General features: G+C 69.2%; 13 protein-coding genes, 1 other RNA gene and 1 pseudogene. 7 read left to right on the top strand and 8 right to left on the bottom strand.

Annotated features, from left to right (window positions below; genetic code table 11):
* Complete coding sequence (locus ACZ4EG_RS04070) at positions 1-681, top strand: DsbA family protein (protein ID WP_467789436.1); 681 nt, start codon at positions 1-3, stop codon at positions 679-681.
* Positions 678-1,607, top strand: a complete 930-nt coding sequence (locus ACZ4EG_RS04065; protein WP_467789435.1) for an oxidoreductase — start codon at positions 678-680, stop codon at positions 1,605-1,607. Before ACZ4EG_RS04070 ends, ACZ4EG_RS04065 begins: the two co-directional genes overlap by 4 nt.
* Here the strand turns inward: ACZ4EG_RS04065 and ACZ4EG_RS04060 are convergent.
* Positions 1,595-1,945 (bottom strand): hypothetical protein, encoded by a 351-nt coding sequence (locus ACZ4EG_RS04060; RefSeq protein WP_467789434.1) that lies wholly within the window; start codon positions 1,943-1,945, stop codon positions 1,595-1,597. The genes ACZ4EG_RS04065 and ACZ4EG_RS04060 overlap by 13 nt on opposite strands.
* Before the next feature lie 88 nt (positions 1,946-2,033).
* Positions 2,034-2,396, bottom strand: coding sequence for a hypothetical protein (locus tag ACZ4EG_RS04055; protein WP_467789433.1), 363 nt, complete (start codon positions 2,394-2,396; stop codon positions 2,034-2,036).
* A gap of 526 nt (positions 2,397-2,922) precedes the next feature.
* Here ACZ4EG_RS04055 and ACZ4EG_RS04050 point away from each other — a divergent pair.
* Entirely contained in the window at positions 2,923-3,486 is a 564-nt protein-coding gene (locus ACZ4EG_RS04050) for a dihydrofolate reductase family protein (RefSeq protein ID WP_467789432.1), read from the top strand.
* 337 nt (positions 3,487-3,823) lie between these two features.
* Here the strand turns inward: ACZ4EG_RS04050 and ACZ4EG_RS04045 are convergent, their stop codons facing one another.
* From ACZ4EG_RS04045 to ACZ4EG_RS04035, 3 genes are all read right to left on the bottom strand, one after another.
* Positions 3,824-4,846 carry a LacI family DNA-binding transcriptional regulator gene (locus ACZ4EG_RS04045; protein ID WP_467789431.1) on the bottom strand — a complete coding sequence of 341 codons (1,023 nt, stop codon included), beginning with the start codon at positions 4,844-4,846 and terminating at the stop codon, positions 3,824-3,826.
* Positions 4,847-5,103: 257 nt separating this feature from the next.
* Positions 5,104-6,228: a glycoside hydrolase family 12 protein gene (locus tag ACZ4EG_RS04040; RefSeq protein WP_467789430.1), complete on the bottom strand. Its 1,125-nt coding sequence runs from the start codon at positions 6,226-6,228 to the stop codon at positions 5,104-5,106.
* Positions 6,229-6,432: 204 nt separating this feature from the next.
* Positions 6,433-9,351: a glycoside hydrolase family 48 protein gene (locus ACZ4EG_RS04035; protein WP_467789429.1), complete on the bottom strand. Its 2,919-nt coding sequence runs from the start codon at positions 9,349-9,351 to the stop codon at positions 6,433-6,435.
* Positions 9,352-9,607: 256 nt separating this feature from the next.
* Between ACZ4EG_RS04035 and ACZ4EG_RS04030 the strand changes: the two genes are divergently transcribed.
* The 4 genes from ACZ4EG_RS04030 to ACZ4EG_RS04015 all read left to right on the top strand — a co-directional run bounded on the left by ACZ4EG_RS04030 (position 9,608) and on the right by ACZ4EG_RS04015 (position 14,689).
* Positions 9,608-11,080 (top strand): cellulose binding domain-containing protein, encoded by a 1,473-nt coding sequence (locus ACZ4EG_RS04030; RefSeq protein WP_467789428.1) that lies wholly within the window; start codon positions 9,608-9,610, stop codon positions 11,078-11,080.
* A 29-nt stretch (positions 11,081-11,109) separates the two neighbouring features.
* The gene (locus tag ACZ4EG_RS04025; RefSeq protein ID WP_467789427.1) at positions 11,110-12,840 is read left to right on the top strand and encodes a glycoside hydrolase family 6 protein; all 1,731 of its coding nucleotides are present in this window, start codon (positions 11,110-11,112) and stop codon (positions 12,838-12,840) included.
* Positions 12,841-12,974: 134 nt separating this feature from the next.
* On the top strand, positions 12,975-13,472 hold the full coding sequence (locus ACZ4EG_RS04020) for a hypothetical protein (RefSeq protein ID WP_467789426.1): 498 nt from the start codon (positions 12,975-12,977) through the stop codon (positions 13,470-13,472).
* A 335-nt stretch (positions 13,473-13,807) separates the two neighbouring features.
* The gene (locus ACZ4EG_RS04015) at positions 13,808-14,689 is read left to right on the top strand and encodes an expansin EXLX1 family cellulose-binding protein (protein ID WP_467789425.1); all 882 of its coding nucleotides are present in this window, start codon (positions 13,808-13,810) and stop codon (positions 14,687-14,689) included.
* A gap of 437 nt (positions 14,690-15,126) precedes the next feature.
* Here the strand turns inward: ACZ4EG_RS04015 and rnpB are convergent.
* From rnpB to ACZ4EG_RS04000, 3 genes and pseudogenes are all read right to left on the bottom strand, one after another.
* Positions 15,127-15,533: RNase P RNA component class A (gene rnpB, locus ACZ4EG_RS04010), an RNA gene on the bottom strand.
* Between the two features lie 115 nt (positions 15,534-15,648).
* A pseudogene (locus tag ACZ4EG_RS04005) lies at positions 15,649-16,365 on the bottom strand (DMT family transporter); the annotation flags it as partial.
* 82 nt (positions 16,366-16,447) lie between these two features.
* Positions 16,448-17,272: an AraC family transcriptional regulator gene (locus tag ACZ4EG_RS04000; protein ID WP_467789424.1), complete on the bottom strand. Its 825-nt coding sequence runs from the start codon at positions 17,270-17,272 to the stop codon at positions 16,448-16,450.
* Positions 17,273-17,332 lie beyond the last annotated feature (60 nt).

Genomic DNA, 17,332 nt, shown 5'->3' with positions numbered 1-17,332 from the left:
ATGCCCCGACGCCGAGCACCCCGCTGGTACTTCTCCTTCCGCAGCCCGTACTCCTGGATGGCCTACCGCGATCTGACGGACCGTTACCCCGATGTCGCCGATGCCATCGACTGGCTCCCCTTCTGGGAACCGGACGAGCCCACCTCCCAGGACCTGACCGAACGGGGCATCCGCCTGCCGTACGTGCCCATGTCCCGCGAGAAACACCTGTACATCCTCCAGGACGTACGCAGGCTGGCCGGGGAACGGGACCTCGCCATGGTCTGGCCGCAGGACTCGGCACCCCGCTGGGAGGTCTCCCATCTGGCCTACCTGGTCGCGGACCGGCTGGGCCACGGCCGCCCGTTCATCGACGCGGTGTACCGGGCCCGCTGGGAGGAGGGCCAGGACATCTCCGACCCCGCGGTCATGGCCGCGATCGCCAAGGACCTCGGCCTCGACCCCGAGCCCTTCGCGGGTGCGGCCGGCGACCCGGCCGTCCGCGCCGAGGGCCTGGCCTCCATCGAACTCCTCCACCGCGACGGCGTGTTCGGCGTGCCGTACTTCATCGACGGGTTCGACAAGTACTGGGGCGTGGACCGCCTCCCGGCCTTCGTCTCCCGCATCCGCGCACAGCACCTGCCGCAGGACCTGGTCCTGAGTGCCGCCGCGGACCAGGGGCACGCGGGGGGCTGCGGTTGACCGGCCCGCGCTGGACCCCGGCCGACGTACCCGACCAGCGGGGCCGCACGGCCGTCATCACCGGTGCCAACAGCGGCCTCGGCTTCGAGACGGCCCGCGTGCTGGCGGAGCGCGGCGCCACAGTCGTGCTGGCCTGCCGGAACCCGGACCGGGCGGCGGCGGCCGAGGCGCGCATCACGGCGAGCGCGCCGAAGGCGAGGGTCGTGGTCCAGCAACTGGACCTCGCGTCCCTCGCCTCGGTCCACCGGGCGGCAGAGGCCCTGCGCGCGAACCACGCCCGGATCGACCTGCTGATCAACAACGCGGGCGGCATACGCCTGCACCACGCCCTCACGGAGGACGGCTTCGAACTGACGCTGGCCACCAACCACTTGGGCCCGTTCGCGTTCACGGGCCTGCTCCTGGGCCGCCTGCTGGCGACACCCGGCTCGCGCGTCGTGACGGTCAGCAGCATCGGCCACCGCCACGGCAGGATGAACTTCGCGGACCTCAACGCCGAGCGCGGGTACAGCGCCCCGGCGGCCTACTTCCAGGCGAAGCTGGCCAACCTGCTGTTCACATACGCGCTGCAACGCCGGCTGGCAGCGTCCGGGGCCGGGACGATCGCGCTCGCGGCCCACCCTGGCAACGCCCGCACGGAACTCGTCCGCGACCTGCCGGCGCCGGTCAGGGCCCTGATGAGCCCGCGGCTGAGGCCGCTCACCGCCTGGGCCCTGCAGTCTTCCGAGATGGGCGCCCTGTCGATCCTGCGCGCCGCCACCGACCCGAACGCGGCGGGCGGCTCCTACTACGGCCCGCCGGGCCTGGCCCAGTTCACCGGCCGTCCCACGCGCGTCGAGTCCAACGCCCGCTCCCACGACGCGGAGGCACAGCAACGCCTGTGGAAGGAATCGGAACGGCTGACCGGGGTCGCTTATCCCGGGTGAACCCCCAGGTCATGGCCGTAGCGGGCCAGCCGTCGTGCCTCGTCGTGGCGGCCGCGCCGTATCAGCAGCTCGGGCAGCTGCTGCGCCGCACGGTGGTCGCCGATCAGGACTCCGGCGAGGAGAATCCGCTGTGCCTCGGCGAGTTCTCCCCGCTCGATCAGCAGCTCCACCAGGCATCGCGCGGACTGGGGGTCGTCCGGATGCTCGCTGATCCGGGCACGCAGCTCCTCGATCTCGCCCCGGTCGGAGAGGATCTCGGCAAGCGCCGACCGGGCGGCCCAGTCGTCCTTGTCGGCGCGGGCGCGCAGCTCGTCGAGCTCGCCCCGGTCGGCCGGCAAGGCGGCCGGCCGAGGGGCCGCATGGTGATCGTGGTGGTCGGCGCGAGCCCGTAGCTCGTCCAGCCGGCCCGGTCGGCGAGAACATCCGTCAGTCGGTCGGCAGCCATGAAGTCATGGCCCGCCAGGAGGCGCAGCCGGTCGATGTCCCCCGGTCCGCGACCATCCGGCTCCACCGCCGGGCCGCGTCGTGGTCACCGGCGTCCGCGCGACGCCGCAGCGCGTCCAGGTCGCCCCGGCGCTGAAGCAGGTCGAGGAGCCGGTCGGCCGCCGCTCTGTCACCGCTGTCGGCGCGAACAGTGAGTTCGACGACGAGGCCCCGATACACGAGGACTTCGGCTAACTTCTCCGCCGCGTACGTCGCCGGCATCGGCCGGGGAGCGCAGTTCGTCGAACTCCGCGCGATCGACGAGCGCGTCGACGAGCCGGCGGACGACGCTGCGGTCGCCGGCATCGGCTCGTGCCCGCAGCCGGTCGAAGTCTCCGCGCCGGACCAGGGCACTTGCCGGCCGGCCGGCGGCAGTTCCGTCTCCCTCGTCGGCCCGGGCCCGGGCGAGACCGGCCGTCAGCGGGTCGCCTCCGTTCACGACGAGCTGGTCGTGGATCTCGACGCTGCCGCAAGCGCCCGTGGACGCGTTCCTGGGCATCCGTGTCCCCTGCTGCCCGTGCCCTCTCCGACTCCCCCCGCTCCGCTTGCAGTCCCTACCGGCGGCCTCGTCCGTGGCGCGTCGTCCGAAGAACCGGACCAGTCCGCCCTTCGCCCGCTCCCAGGAATCCGACACGATCAGCCCGACCGACGTCGTCGCCCCCGACGCGGCAAGAGCCACCAACTCGGCTTCCACACAGCCCCCTTCGGCCGTCCAGCCGACAGACCGTTCGGACACCAACCGTAGAGAGACCTTGGACCCATGGACGGTCAGGCTCGCTGCGCATCCCCTACCGTACGATCGCTTGGACCGCAAGAAGGAGGGCTCGAAGCCATGCTGATCTACTCGATGAGCGTCTCGGTGGACGGCTTCATCACCGACCGCGAGGGTGGGTTCGGGTGGACGGCCCCCAGCGAGGAGCTGATTCGTTTCCACGTCGCGCAGACGCGCGAGCTCGGCGCCTATCTGTGCGGCCGCAGGCTTTACGAGACCATGCTGGTGTGGGAGGCGGATGCGTCCCTGCGCGACAACGAGCCCGGAGCCGCGTTCGCCGACATCTGGTGTGCTCTCCCGAAGGTCGTCTTCAGCCGCACGCTCGACAGCGTTCAGGGCAACGCCCGGCTCGCCACGGCGTCGGTGGCCGAGGAGGCCGCCGCGGCGCTCGCCGCGACCGACAAGTACGTCTCGATCGGCGGCGCCGGCCTGGCCGCGGCAGCGATCGGGCTCGGCCTCGTCGACGAGCTGCGCATGTTCCGCTATCCGGTCGTCGTCGGCGGCGGCACGCCCTTCCTGCCGCCGGTCACCGAAGACATTCGGCTGGACCTGGTCGAGACCAGGACGTTCGCCTCACGCGTGATCTACGAGCGCTACCGGCGCGCCCGCGAAGAGTCGGACTGACACCCGCCGTCCGTCACCGTGGGGTTGCCGGGCAGCCCGGCCCAGTGGCCCTGAACCGGGTGAACCACCAGGTCAGGGCCGTACAGGCAGACGAGTCGGGCTGTACGCCGGGTCCATCCGAGGCACCCTTCCGACCTGCATCTTTGCGAGTCGAATCGGTTGTGACCTGCTAGGACGGGTTGAAGAGTCGGACTGCCGACGCTGCTGCTGGACGGCGACGCGACCAGCCAGTCCGCCTACGACTGGTTCAAGATCGCCCAGGCCGAAGGCTTCGAGATCCCCGAGAACCTGGTGGCCCGAGCGGGCCGACGCGGGATTCGGTTCGGTCTACAACCACTCAGGACGATTCGCGGACGACCAGTTCTGTACGGAGAATGACGTGGCGCCAGGCCACGGACGGCTCCTCCATCTCCTCCATCAGCAGTCTGATCATGGCCCGCCCCATCTCCTCCAGTGGCTGACGCACTGTGGTCAGGCGCGGCCTGGTGCGCTGAGCCAGCGGAAAGTCGTCGAAACCGATCACGGCGACATCCTCCGGCACCCGTCGGCCCGCCGCGCGCAGCGTGTGCAGAGCCCCCGCCGCCGTGGTGTCCGACGCAGCGAGGACGCCGTCGATATCCGGGTGCCGTTCGAGGAGTTCCGCCATGGCGCGGCGCCCATTTTCCTCGGTGAAGTCACCCTCGGCGACCCAGGACCGCGCCGCGTTCAGACCGGCCCGCGCCAGTGCATCCTCGTAGCCGCGCAGCCGACACTGGGCCGCGTACATGTCAAGCGGCCCGGTAATGGTGGCGATCGCTCTACGGCCCCGTTGCAGCAGGTGGGAGACGGCGCTGCGGGCACCGCCCAGGTTGTCCGCATCCACGTAACTGACGTACTCGTCGCCCGAACGGCGCCCCAGCAGCACGGTCGGCAACCGGGCCTCGGCGAGCATGTCGGGCAGCGGATCGCCGGCGTGCACGGACATCAGCAGGACTCCGTCGACACGGCCACCGCGTGCGTACTCCAGGAAGCGCTGACGCTCGGCCTCCGATCGGACCAGGGTCAGCAGCAGTTGCATCCCGGTGTCCGTCAGCGCATCTCCGAGCGAGCGGACGATCTCCGAAAAGAACGGCTCTGCGAACTGCCTCCAGTCCGGCTCCGTCAGGACGAGGGCCACGGCGTCGGCCCGCCGCCCGGCCAGGGATCGAGCCGCGAGATTGGGCACATATCCCAGTTCCTCGATGGCCAGTTGCACGGCCCGCCGCGTCGACTCCTTCACACCGGCCGCGTTGTTGATGACTCGTGAGACTGTGCCACGCCCCACCCCGGCGTGGACGGCCACCTCTTCCAGCGTCGGCGTACCAGGACGTCGCCTGCCCATGACCACCTCCCCCCCCCCGAGATCACCGATCTTACGGGCCCGGGGAACGTGGCACACAGCTTCCGCGCCTGATCAATTGGGTTCAGCCCGAGGGGAGTCCTGACTGGTCATGTGAAAAAGAGCCGGGCCCACCCGGTCGGACACGTGGGTCAGTCGGGTGGGCCCGGGGGTTGACGGATGCACACTCGTGTCCGGTGCGCGGTTGGCAGTGGGCCGGCCGGTAGGCGCCTCGGGTCAGGCTGACCGTGCCGAATCCATCACGCGGTGGTGCAGGACGTACCGTTCAGGCTGAAGCCGGTCGGTTTGGTGAAGGCGCCGTCGTAGGTACCCTGGAACCCGAAGGAAACCTGGCCGCCGGGTGCGATGGACGCGTTGTACGCCAGGCCGTTGGCCGTCACCGCTCCCGACGAGGGAGAGATGGTGGCGCTCCACGCACTCGTGATCTTCTGCCCGGCCGGCAACGTGAACGTGAGATTCCAGCCGTCGACGGGCGACGAACCCGCATTGGTCACGGTGACGTCGGCGGTGAAGCCGCCCTGCCACACATTCGTGCCGTAGGCCACCTTGCACGCCGACGAGCCACCCGGGCCGCCAGGGGTGCTGCCACCGACGTCGACGGTCGAGGAGAACGACGTCACCGCCAGTCCCGCACCGTTCTGCCAGGGCTCGAAGCCCGCCTGAACACTCGTCAGGTACCAGTTGTCCTGCGCCAGTCCCCGGGAGACGGCCTGGCGGACGAAGTCCATCACGTCGAAGTTCCAGCTGTCGATCGCCGACGGCGCGACGAAGGACAGCACGTCGTTGGAGCCGTTGTTGCCGGACCACACCTGCCACGAACGCCCGGCCACGGTGGCACTGCCGGTCTGCGAGCCGACCGGCTGCACGGACCCCACGTGGTTGAACCAGATCATTATCTCGGTGCGGTTCACGCCGTCGGTGCGGGGCGTCGGGTCCAGCCAGATGTCGTACGCGGCGTCGTAGGCCGCACCGCTCACGTAGCTGTAGGAGATGCTCGTGGGCGCGCTCGCGACGGAACCGAGCCGGGCCGGGAGGTTGGTGCCGGGTGAGCAGTTGGTGTAGTGGCAGCCGTTGTACACGGACGGATAGGACTTCGGGGCGCCGTTCGTCGGGACCGACCCGTCGGCCTGGGCGATCCTGAAGCCGGCGTCCGTGACCGTGATGCACTGCGTGGCGCTGGTGCCCCAGCGGTTGTTCTGGACGACGTAACGGCCTTGGATCGTGGTCGAGCCGAACGGCTCGCAGATGGTCGTGTCGGCCTGCGACGCCGGAGCGGCCGTGAGAAGCGCCGCCAGCGCGACGAGTGACGCGAGCAGCGTGCCGAACAGAGCTTGCGCCCTGCCCCTGTGCTTCAACTGTTGCATGCGGATCCTCCGCTGGGGATGTGTGGGGAGCAGCGAGAGCGTCCATCAGTTTGGGAGCGCTCCCAATTCGGTTTCACAGGAGCCGATTGCAACGATCATGCTCCTGACAACTGCCGGACGGTCCCCTGTGCGGCTGAGGACCGCCCGGCCGGGTGACCCCGTCTCCCTGTGACGGGGTCGTGTACGCGGAGCTTCAGCGGGGGCCTATTCGAGGAGCTCCGCGTACGAGCCCATGGCGAGGGCGATGTCCGCCTGGGCCCAGAACCGGTGATAGGTGAAGACGGGCGCGGCGCCGCCCTTGAGGTAGGCCTCGATCTTCGACCAGGCCGGGTCGTTCTTGTAGAAGGACCGCAGCGAGATGAACGTCGACGAGGAGTTGATCGCGTCGCCGTTCGGCATCGTGCCGCTGAAGCCGCTCGGCACGTACACGCTGTCGTTGAACCTGCTGTAGTCGGCGCGGGTCTCCGGGACGGCGATGCCCAGGCTGTCCTGGTCGTTGTTCCACATGCCGTCCAGCAGCGCCTTCGCCGTCGACTTCGCCGTCGCGTCACCGGACTTGGCGCCGTAGTACGTCAGGGTCTTGGCGTACGCGGCCGCCACGCCCACGTCGTTGGTGTAGTCGGCGACGGTGACGTGAAGTCCACTGTTGGAGCCGGGACCTGACGCGTTCCAGGTGTCGGGCTGGCCGGACCACTGGAGGGTGGAGGGGATCCGGAAGGTGCCGTCCGGGTTGATCGTGGTCTTGGACAGCGCCCACTTGACCCACTTGTCGAGGATCGCCTTCGCCGTGGCGTTCCCCGTCTGCTGGTAGTACTCGGCGACCCGCTCCATCGACCACGCCTGGAAGCCGAACCACTGGTTGGACGGCGGGTCGTGGTAGACGGGCTGCCAGTCGTAGTACATGCCGTAGAACGTCGGCGTACCGGCCGGCGGGGTCGCGTACCGGCCCTGCCAGCTGTTCGTCGCACCGCCCGCGATGGCGCCTTCGGAGGACTGCAGCCACTGGTAGAACTCCAGCTGACGGGTCAGCGACTTGGACCAGTCGCCGGCTCCGGTGGCCGACTTGGGCTTCAGGTCGGCGTAGTTGCCGAGTGCGTAGGCCGCGAGGGGGTTCTGGTAGCCGCCGTGGACGTGACTGGAGCCGATGCGCCAGGCCCAGCCCGCGCTGGTGTCGGCGGCGCCGCCCCACGCGTAGTACCAGGAGAGCAGGTAGTGCGAGGCGTCCTTGCCGGTGCCGGCCGCGCAGGTGGACGGGCCGACGCAGTTGCCGATCTTCTTGAAGTACTTGTCGTACATGGCGTAGCGCAGGTAGTCGCCCATCTTGGCGGCCTTGCCCACGGTCGCGGAGACGTCACTGCCCTTGCCCTGCTGCTTGGCCCACACGTCCGCCCAGTACGCGGCCTGCACCGCACGCGCGTCGGCGTCCGGGGCGTCCGTGTACTTCCACTGCTTGGCGTAGGAGGAGTCACCGGTGAACAGGTCCAGATAGCCGTTCTTCCCGCCGTACTTGAAGGCGTCGCAGGTCGGCTGCGGCACCGTCTCCCACACCGACTCCTGCGGACCGCGCTGGAAGGTGTTGATGTACGACGGTCCCTTCCCCGTCGGCCCGCCCTCACAGGTGCCGCCGGGGGTGTCGCCGTAGCCGTAGACGTTGTCGACGTCCTCGATCCAGTGCATGCCGTAGACGTCGTCCGTGCCGTACGCGCTCTTCAGCTCACCGGCGATCGGATCCGAACCCACGGACACCGAGGTGTCCAGCTTCGCCGGGTACTCGTTCGGGGTGTCCTCCTCCGGCGCGTACGTCGCCGGCTTCGAGGCGTTGTAGAAGGAACTGGTCGGCTGGTCGGCGTGGGTGGGGATCATGTACTTCTCCATGAGGGCCCACGCGCCGTTGAACTTCGACCAGTCACCCGTGACCTTGCCGTACATCGCCTGCAGCCACAGCAGATAGCTGTAGGCCTCCGACGTGGTCTCGTGGCCCTGGTCCGGGGCCTCCACGATCAGCGTCTCCACCGAGTGGTACGGGATGCCCTCGGGCGAGAAGTAGCCGTTCGCCGGGTTCGTGATCTTCCCGTAGAGGTCCAGGAAGCGGGCGTCGTACGCCTTCTGCGCGGCCAGCTCCGTCACCGTGACCGTCGCCTTGGCGTAGCCGGTCGCCGAGGCGGTGAAGGTCGCCGCCCCCGTGCCGGAGGAGTCGGCGCTGATGGTCACCGTCTGCGCGGTGTTCCAGTTGGACGGCGTGAAGGTGAGCGTGGCGCCGCCGGTCACGGACAGGCCCGAGTTGCCGTCGGTGCGGGCCGTGGTGACGGTGACGTTGGCGCTCGGCTGCGTCGACAGCTTCAGCGTGAACGTGCCCGAATTGCCCTGCTGGACGCCCAGTTGACTTGGCGAGGCGACCAGTGCGGGGCCCGAGGCCACCGTGATGCCGACCGGTGTCGACTCGGCGGAGGCCCCCAGGCTGTCGTAGGCCTTCGCCACCAGCGAATGACCGCCCACGGACAAACTTGAGGCCGAGAGCGAGTACGGCGCGCTGGTGTCGGTGCCGAGCAGGGTCGTGTCGTCGTAGAACTCGACCTTGCTGATCGTCGCGTTGTCGGCCGCCGCCGCGGTCGCCGCGAGCGGGACCGCGTCCCCCTGCGAGTAGACCGCGCCCGGTTTCGGACTGGTCAGCACGGCGACGGGCGGCTGGTGCGCGCCCGCGCAGGTGGTGCCGTTGACCGCGAAGGAGGTGGGTGCCGCGTTGGTGCCGCTGTAGCTGAACTGGGCACCCGTGGAGACGGCGGCGCCCGCGGCGATCGTCCCGTTGTATCCGGCGTCATTCACGGTGATCGACTGACCCGACTGCGACCAGGTGCCGTTCCAGCCGTTCACGAGCTTCTGATTGCCCGAGTAGGCGTACGTCAGCGTCCAGCCGTTGATCGTGTCGGTCCCGCGGTTGGTGAGGGTGAGGTCGGCGGTGAAGCCGGAGCCCCAGTCGTTGGTCTTGTAGTCGACGCTGCACTGAACGCCCGCCGCATGCGCGGGCGTTGAGCTGGTGGCGAGCATCGACAAGGGTAGGGCGAACGCGGCTGCGACGGCGGTCCACAGCCGCCGCACAGCTCTGCGCTTACGTCCGGGATCCATATTTCTGGTCCTCCTTGCGGGGCGCGGCTCGGTGGGGGTCAAGGCTTGAACCAGTGGGAGCGCTCCCATAGTGAGGACGGGTGCAGACTCCGTCAAGACGTTGAGAAGTTGAATCGTTTGAACAAAACCCGTCGACGAAAGTTGAGCAACAACTCTGTGAAGCCAACGAGGTTGGCGCTACCGTCCTTCGCACCAGTGGGAGCGATTCCGTTCAGTCGACGCGTACGTCACGCGTCCGAGCTGCAAGGAGTCGCTCATGCGACACCCCCCGCGTTCAGTACTTTTAGCCGTCGCCGGTGCGGCCGTGCTCGTCTCGAGCGCGGTCCTGCCAGTGGTCTCGGCCCAGGGAGCCACCCCCGCCTGCACCGTGGAGTACGCCGTCACCAGCCAGTGGGACGGCGGTTTCCAGGGCTCTGTGAGGATCACCGACAACCAGGCGGCGGTGAGTAGTTGGCAGCTCGCCTTCGACTTCGCCGACGGCCAGAAGGTCACCCAGGGCTGGAACGCCGAGTGGTCTCAGTCCGGCACCACCGTGACCGCCGCGAACGAGAGCTGGAACGGCTCCCTCGCCACCGGCGCGAGCGTCACTGTCGGCTTCGTCGGCTCCTCGTCGGCGAGCAACACCGCGCCGACGGCGTTCAGGCTCAACGGCACAACGTGCAACAGCGTCCCAGAGCCGGCCCCGCCGCCGACCACCCCGCCACCGACCGACGGCAGCACACCTGCGCTGCACGTCTCGGGCGCCAAGCTCGTGGACGCCGACGGTAAGAGCCGCCGGCTGCTCGGTGTGAATCGCTCCGGCGGCGAGTTCATGTGCGTGCAGGGCCGGGGCATCTGGGACGGTCCGGTGGACGACGCGGCGATCAAGGCCATCGCCGACTGGAAGGCCAATGCGGTCCGCATCCCCCTCAACGAGGAGTGCTGGCTGGGTCTTTCCAACGTCAAACCCGAGTACAGCGGCGCCAATTACATCAACGCCGTCAAAGACCTGGTGGCCCGCGTCGAGGCACACGGCATGACCCCGATCCTCGACCTGCACTGGACGTACGGGCAGTACACCGGCAACTCCGCGGGTTGCTCCGACGTCCACGCCACCTGCCAGAAACCGATGCCCGACAAGCAGTACAGCCCGGCCTTCTGGTCCTCGGTGGCGAGCACCTTCAAGGACGACCCGGCGCCTGTGTTCGACCTGTTCAACGAGCCCTATCCGGACCGTGCGACGAGCAATGCCACGGACGCCTGGAAGTGCTGGCGGGACGGCGGCACCTGCCCCGGGATCTCCTACCAGGTCGCCGGCATGCAGGATCTCGTGAACGCCGTACGGGGCGCTGGTGCGAAGAACGTCGTCATGGCCGGCGGGCCGGCGTACTCCAACGACCTCGGTCAGTGGCTGACGTACCGGCCCTCCGACCCGGCCGGCAATCTCGCCGCGGCCTGGCACGTCTACAACTTCAACTCCTGCTCGAATGAGAGCTGCTGGGACTCCACCCTTGCCCCGGTTGCCGCACAAGTGCCTCTCGTGGCCGGGGAAACCGGGGAGGACACCTGCTCGCACGGCTTCGTCGACCGGGTCATGAAGTGGTTCGACGACCGGGCCCTGTCCTACCTGGGCTGGACCTGGAACACCTGGGACTGCTCCTCCGGGCCGTCCCTGATCTCCGCCTACGACGGCACGCCCACCGCGTACGGCACCAGCCTGCGCGACCATCTGCGCGCCCTCAACCCGTAACCCCTCACGACACAAAGGAACCCGCACTGATGAGTCGTACCAGAATGTCACTTCTCGCCGCCCTGGCGGTCCTTGCCGGGACCTCGGGGACGGCGCTCCTCACGGCACCGGCCGGTGCCGCCACCGCATCGGTCCCCTGCTCGGTGGACTACAAGGTGCAGAATCAGTGGGACACCGGTTTCACCGCCGCTGTCACGGTCACCAACAACGGTGCTGCCAAGTCGAGTTGGTCGCTGAAGTGGAGTTACGCCGGGAACCAGAAGATCACCAACGGCTGGAACGCGAAGATCAGCCAGAGCGGCGGTGACGTCACTGCCGCCAACGAGAGCTACAACGGCTCTCTGGCGAACGGTGGTTCGCTCAGCTTCGGCTTCAACGGCTCCTACAGCGGCACCAACGCCGTGCCCGCCACCTTCACCCTCGACGGTGTCACCTGCAACGTCGACGACGGCGGCGGCTCGGGCGGTGGAGGCGGTACCGGCGGAGGAGGAGGCGGCGGCACTGGCAGCCGGGCCGACAATCCCTATGTCGGGGCCAAGGTGTACGTGAACCCCGAATGGTCGGCCAAGGCCGCGGCCGAACCGGGCGGCAGCCGTATCGCCAACCAGCCCACCGCCGTCTGGCTCGACCGGATCGCCGCGATCAACGGTGTCGGTGGCGGCATGGGCCTGCGCGCCCACCTGGACGAGGCGCTGAAGCAGAAGGGCAGCGGCGACCTGGTCGTCCAGCTGGTCATCTACGACCTGCCCGGCCGCGACTGTGCCGCTCTCGCCTCCAACGGTGAACTCGGACCGAACGACCTCGACAAGTACAAGTCCCAGTACATCGACCCGATCGCGTCGATCCTCTCCGACCCGAAGTACGCGGGCCTGCGGATCGCCAACGTCATCGAACCCGACTCGCTGCCCAACCTGGTCACCAACGCCGGCGGCACCAACACCACCACCGACGCCTGCGTGACCATGAAGAGCAACGGCAACTACGAGAAGGGCGTCTCCTACGCCCTGGACAAGCTGGGCGCCATCCCGAACGTCTACAACTACATCGACGCCGGCCACCACGGCTGGCTCGGCTGGGACAGCAACCTCGGCCCGGCCGTGCAGGAGTTCGCCAAGGTCGCCACGACCAACGGCGCGAGCGTGAACGACGTGGCCGGATTCATCGTCAACACCGCCAACTACAGCCCCGTCAAGGAGCCGAACTTCAAGGTCACCGACAGCGTCAACGGTCAGACCGTGCGCCAGTCGAAGTGGGTGGACTGGAACCAGTACGTGGACGAGCAGTCGTTCGCGCTCGGGCTGCGGGACAAGCTCGTCGCGGCCGGGTTCGACTCCGGCCTCGGCATGCTCATCGACACCTCCCGCAACGGCTGGGGCGGCTCCGCCCGGCCCACCGGCCCCGGCCCGATGACCTCCGTCGACGACTACGTCAACGGCAGCCGCATCGACCGGCGCATCCACGCCGGCAACTGGTGCAACCAGAGCGGGGCCGGCCTCGGTGAGCGGCCCACCGCGGCCCCGGCCGCGGGGATCGACGCCTATGTGTGGGTCAAGCCGCCGGGGGAGTCCGACGGCTCCAGCACCGCCGTCTCCAACGACGAGGGCAAGGGCTTCGACCGGATGTGCGACCCCACGTACGGCGGTAACGCCCGCAACGGCAACAACCCCACCGGCGCCCTGCCGAACGCGCCGCTGGCCGGGCACTGGTTCTCCGCCCAGTTCCAGCAGCTCATGCAGAACGCCTACCCGCCGCTGCCGTAGCCACCTGACACGGTGAGCGCCCGCCGGGTCGGTTCCTGAAGGGGCCGACCCGGCGGATCGCGCTTCCCGCCGGCCTCTTCGCCAGGGACTCCACCCACCGGACCAATACCTGCCAAGTCCACCCGCCCTCGCCCGTGAACCGGCTCGGCACGGTCATCGGCGACAACGACGGCAAGGGCGCCTACGGCGGCGCCGTCTCGGCCACGGCCTCGCCCAACATCGGCGCCTACACGGCACCGGCGGCAATCTCATCTCCAGCGCCGGCTTCGAGACGGGGCTCGATGAGCTCCTGGGTGAGCAGCGGGGCGGCCTCGTCCGTCTCGTCCTCGAACGCCCGCACCGGAGGCTACGCGCCGACCACCCAGGCCAGCAGCAACAACACCAACCGGAACCTGACCTGCCTCAGTCCGAGCACCACCTACCTGCTCACCGGCCGGGCCAAGGTGCCGAACGCCGGCGAGACCCTCGCCTTCGGCGCGACGAACCATGGCGGTACGGAGACGCTGACCGACGTGGCGACAACGTCGTACCGCCGGGCCGCGATCCTGTTCACCACGGGATCCTCCAGCGTCGGGACCACCGTGCTGCTGGAAGAACACGGGGGGCACGGGCACCGGCTACTGAGTCAGTAACAGGGACGGCATGAACGGCAAGGGCGAGGTCTTCGACTACGAGCGCGGCGCCCGGCCGACATCACCAGCCCGTGTTGGCTGATCAACGAAGCATCTCCAGCAGCAGCCGGCTGCACGCGGGGCGTCGGCTACTGCACCACGCGTGCCACCCAACGGTTCACGCGGCAACCGTGTCAGTCCAGCTCTGCCTTATCAGTCCCTGAGGAATCGTCGGCAACCTTTTCGCTTCCCGCGGTCACTGAACAGTGCACCATCGGCTCGATCTTCCGAACGGACAGGTAATGAAGTCAGCAAGGCAGGCCGCGCGGCAGCGCAGGCACAGGCGACGGCTCGTGATGGGCTCCGTGGTGGCGCTGACCGCCGCAGGTGTTCTCGCATACCTGATCATGGCGTTGACTGCCGACCGCAAGGTCGATGCAGGGTCTGTGGCGGCCACACACGTCGCCATTTCCAAAGTGAGAACCACCACCCCGACCGCGACGGGCACCCCGACCCCGAGTGCCTCCCCAACCCCGACGGGCACCGCGACCACCGAAGCAGCGAAACCGTCGCCCAAAGACGCTCCGCAGCCCCCGCGAACGGCGCCCACCACGGCATCGTCGGCAGGACGGATCCAGCCCAACACCACTTACCGAGGAGTCGCCACCGCCTACAAGGCGGGAGTCGGAGACGGCGCCTGCCTGTTCGGCGCGAGCGACGACCTCATGATCGCGGCGATGAACACGACCGACTACGAGTCGTCCAGGGCTTGCGGTGCCTACGTGCTCGTGCGCGCCGCGAACGGCAAATCCGTCACGGTACGGATCACCAACGAATGCCCCCTGCCCTGCGCACCCGGTCAGATCGACCTCAGCGAACAGGCCTTCGCCAAACTCGCCGACCTCAAGCTCGGCCGGCTCCCCATCACCTGGAGCCTGGTAAGCCCCAGCACGTCCGACACGATCTCCATCAGGTACAAGACCGGGTCCAGCCCCTACTGGTGCGCCATCCAGGCGATCGACCACCGGAATCCGGTCACCAGGCTGGAGGTCCGCACCACGAGCGGCTGGCGGCAACTGCCCCGCACCGCCTACAACTACTTCGTCTCCGCCGACGGCGGCGGGTGCGGTAACGCGATCAGAATTACGGACATCTACGGCGAACGACTGACCATCAGCGAAATCGCGGTGCGGCCGAACGTCGTACAACCGACCCAGGTCCAGTTCGCCCGGCACTGACTCGCACGTGAGTGCGGGGGCAGTGTGGTCCTCGGCGTCGCAATCGCTCGGCTCCGGCCGCCGACGCGCGCAGACAGGCCCCGACCACCAGCACCCTCCCTCCACTGCCGCTCGTTCTGACAGGGCAGCAACACATCGAAGCACACGGCGAAGCGGCTGCCCCACCGGGTGGCCGCCGCGCTGCCGGCCCGCCGTATCGGCAGCGACGGCGGAGTCGAGAGGGAGGTGGCGTACCGCCTGCGAGGCTCGCAGGCGAGGGCTTACTTCTGGCTGGACGGCAGCACCGACCGTCCCTACGAGACATGGCTACTTTCGTGGCTGCCTACGTAGCCGGACGGACCCGTTCGAACCGGTGCGGCCCGGGGTTCAGCGAGGCCCGCCAACACGCAAGGAAGGGCCTCCGACCTGCATGTTCACTGGTCAGAAGTCCTATGGGGCAGACGAGTCGGGCTGTACGCCGGGTTCTGTTCCCCGGGTTCCTCGCGGAGCCCGGGGCGACGGCCATCCATCTAGGGCCGGCGTTGCCGTCGGCCTCGTGCGGTCTACCCGCGGACTCGGGCGGGCAGCCCTCGAACGTCCGCGCAGAGCCGCCTTTCACAGCAGCTCCTTTTGACCTTGCTCCGGGTGGGGTTTACCTAGCTGCCCAGGTCACCCTGGGCACTGGTGGTCTCTTACACCGCCGTTTCACCCTTACCGGGGACCGAGGTCCCCGGCGGTTTGTTTTCTGTGGCACTGTCCCGTGGGTCGCCCCAGGTGGCCGTTAGCCACCACCCTGCCCTGTGGAGCCCGGACGTTCCTCGGGAAGCCCCCTAGGGGGACTCCACGCGGCCGTCCGCCCGGCTCGTCTGCCGTGTCGACCATGTTAGCGGGCGTGCCGGCCTCTTCGGCGCCGCGGCCGTGGCCAGCACCGATCCCGCCAGGATCAGGGTGAAGGCCACGATGATGCCGGCCGTCAGCGGCTCGTCCAGGAACAGGGCGCCCGCCGCCACCGCGACCGCCGGATTGACGTACGTGATCACCGTGGCCCGGGTCGGACCCGCCTCCTTGATCAGTTCGAGGAAGGCCACGAAGGCGACCGCCGTGCAGATCACGCCGAGGCCCGCGAGGGCGGCCAGGACCTGCGCGGAGGGGACCTCGGAGGGCCAGGTGGCCGCGGCGGCGGGGGCGTAGACCAGGGCGGCCAGGGCCAGGCAGGGGGCCGTGAGCTGGAGGGTCGGGACGTCCTTGAGGCGGCGTGCGGCTATCAACGGTGCCGTCGCGTAGCCCAGCACCGTCAGGAACACCTCTCCGAGCGAGCGAGCGTCGCCGCCGGTGAGGTGGGGGACCGTGAGCACCGCTACGCCGCCGAGGCCGAGGCCCAGGCCGGTCGTCCGGCGGATGCCGAGTCGTTCCGTCTCGCCGAAGAAGCGGGCCAGGACCACACCGACGATCGGGACGCCCGCGATCAGCAGGCCCGCCGTGGAGCTCGACAGATGGCGTTCGGCGTCGGTGAGGGTGAACCAGGGGCCCATGATCTCGATGCACGCGAAGGCCAGCATGGGACGCCAGTGGGCGCGGACGGTCCTGGTCAGGCCGCCCTGGCGCAGCGCGAAGGGGAGCAGGAGCAGTGCGCCCAGCGCACAGCGTGTGAAGACCACCATCGACGGGGACACCACGTCCACCGCCACCTTGATCATCAGATAGGGGATGCCCCAGACCACTCCCATCAGGGAGAACAGGAACCAGCCGCGTGCAGTCATACGGCGAGTTTCCGCCGCCTCACCACCGGGTGTCTTGAACGCTGTTGCGGTACGCCGCCGGGGTCACCCCCAGCACCCGGCGGAACCAGCGGGTGAGGTGCGCCTGGTCCGCGAAGCCCACCAGGGGCGCCACCTCGGCCGGGCGCAGGCCCGACTCCAGCAGGGTGCGGGCCCGGGTCACCCGGTACTGGGCCAGCCAGGCGTAGGGCGGCATGCCCATCGTCGTGCGGAACGCGCGCAGGAGCTGGTAACGGGACAGGCCCAGGTCGGTGGCAAGGGCGGCCAGCGAGGGCGGCTCCAGCAGTTCGTCGGCCAGGCGGTCGCGGACCGTCAGCGCGATGCCGTGCGCGCCCGGGATGCGGTCCGAGGCCGGTCTCGCCGTGGAGTGGCGCCGGGCCAGGGCCGTGAGCAGCCACGGGAGGCGCGCCTCGGCCTCCAGGGGGTCGGGGCAGCGGGCGAGTTCGGTGTGGGCGAGCCGGAACGCGGCGGCCAGTTCGGGGTCGTCGACGAGCGGTTCGCGAAAGTGCGGGAGGCCACCGAGGGTGCCGTCGGCCAGCAGGGCGGGGCCGGCGTACAGGGCGCGGTAGGCGTAGCCGTCCGTGGGTGTGGCGGGGCCGCCCGTGTGCACCTCGCCGGGGGCCAGTACGACGATGGAGCCCGGGCCGGTGCGGATGTGGCCGCCGCGGTAGTCGATCACCTCGGAGCCGCCGACGCACACGCCGATGGTGAATTCGTCGTGGGCGTGCGGGGCGTAGACGTGTTTGTCGAAGCGGGCCGTGAGGAGGTCGAGCGGGGGTCCGCAGCGGCCCAGCCTGGCTCGCGTCCATCGCGCCTGCTCCGGCATGTGACACCCCCTTGCGCGCCCTGCGCCCTGCGCGCTTCTACGGTGCAACACATCCGGGTC

It is taken from the genome of Streptomyces sp. NPDC025638, from assembly GCF_055558775.1.
Note: the sequence above shows the minus strand (reverse complement) of the source record. Positions and strands in the feature narration are given on the sequence as shown.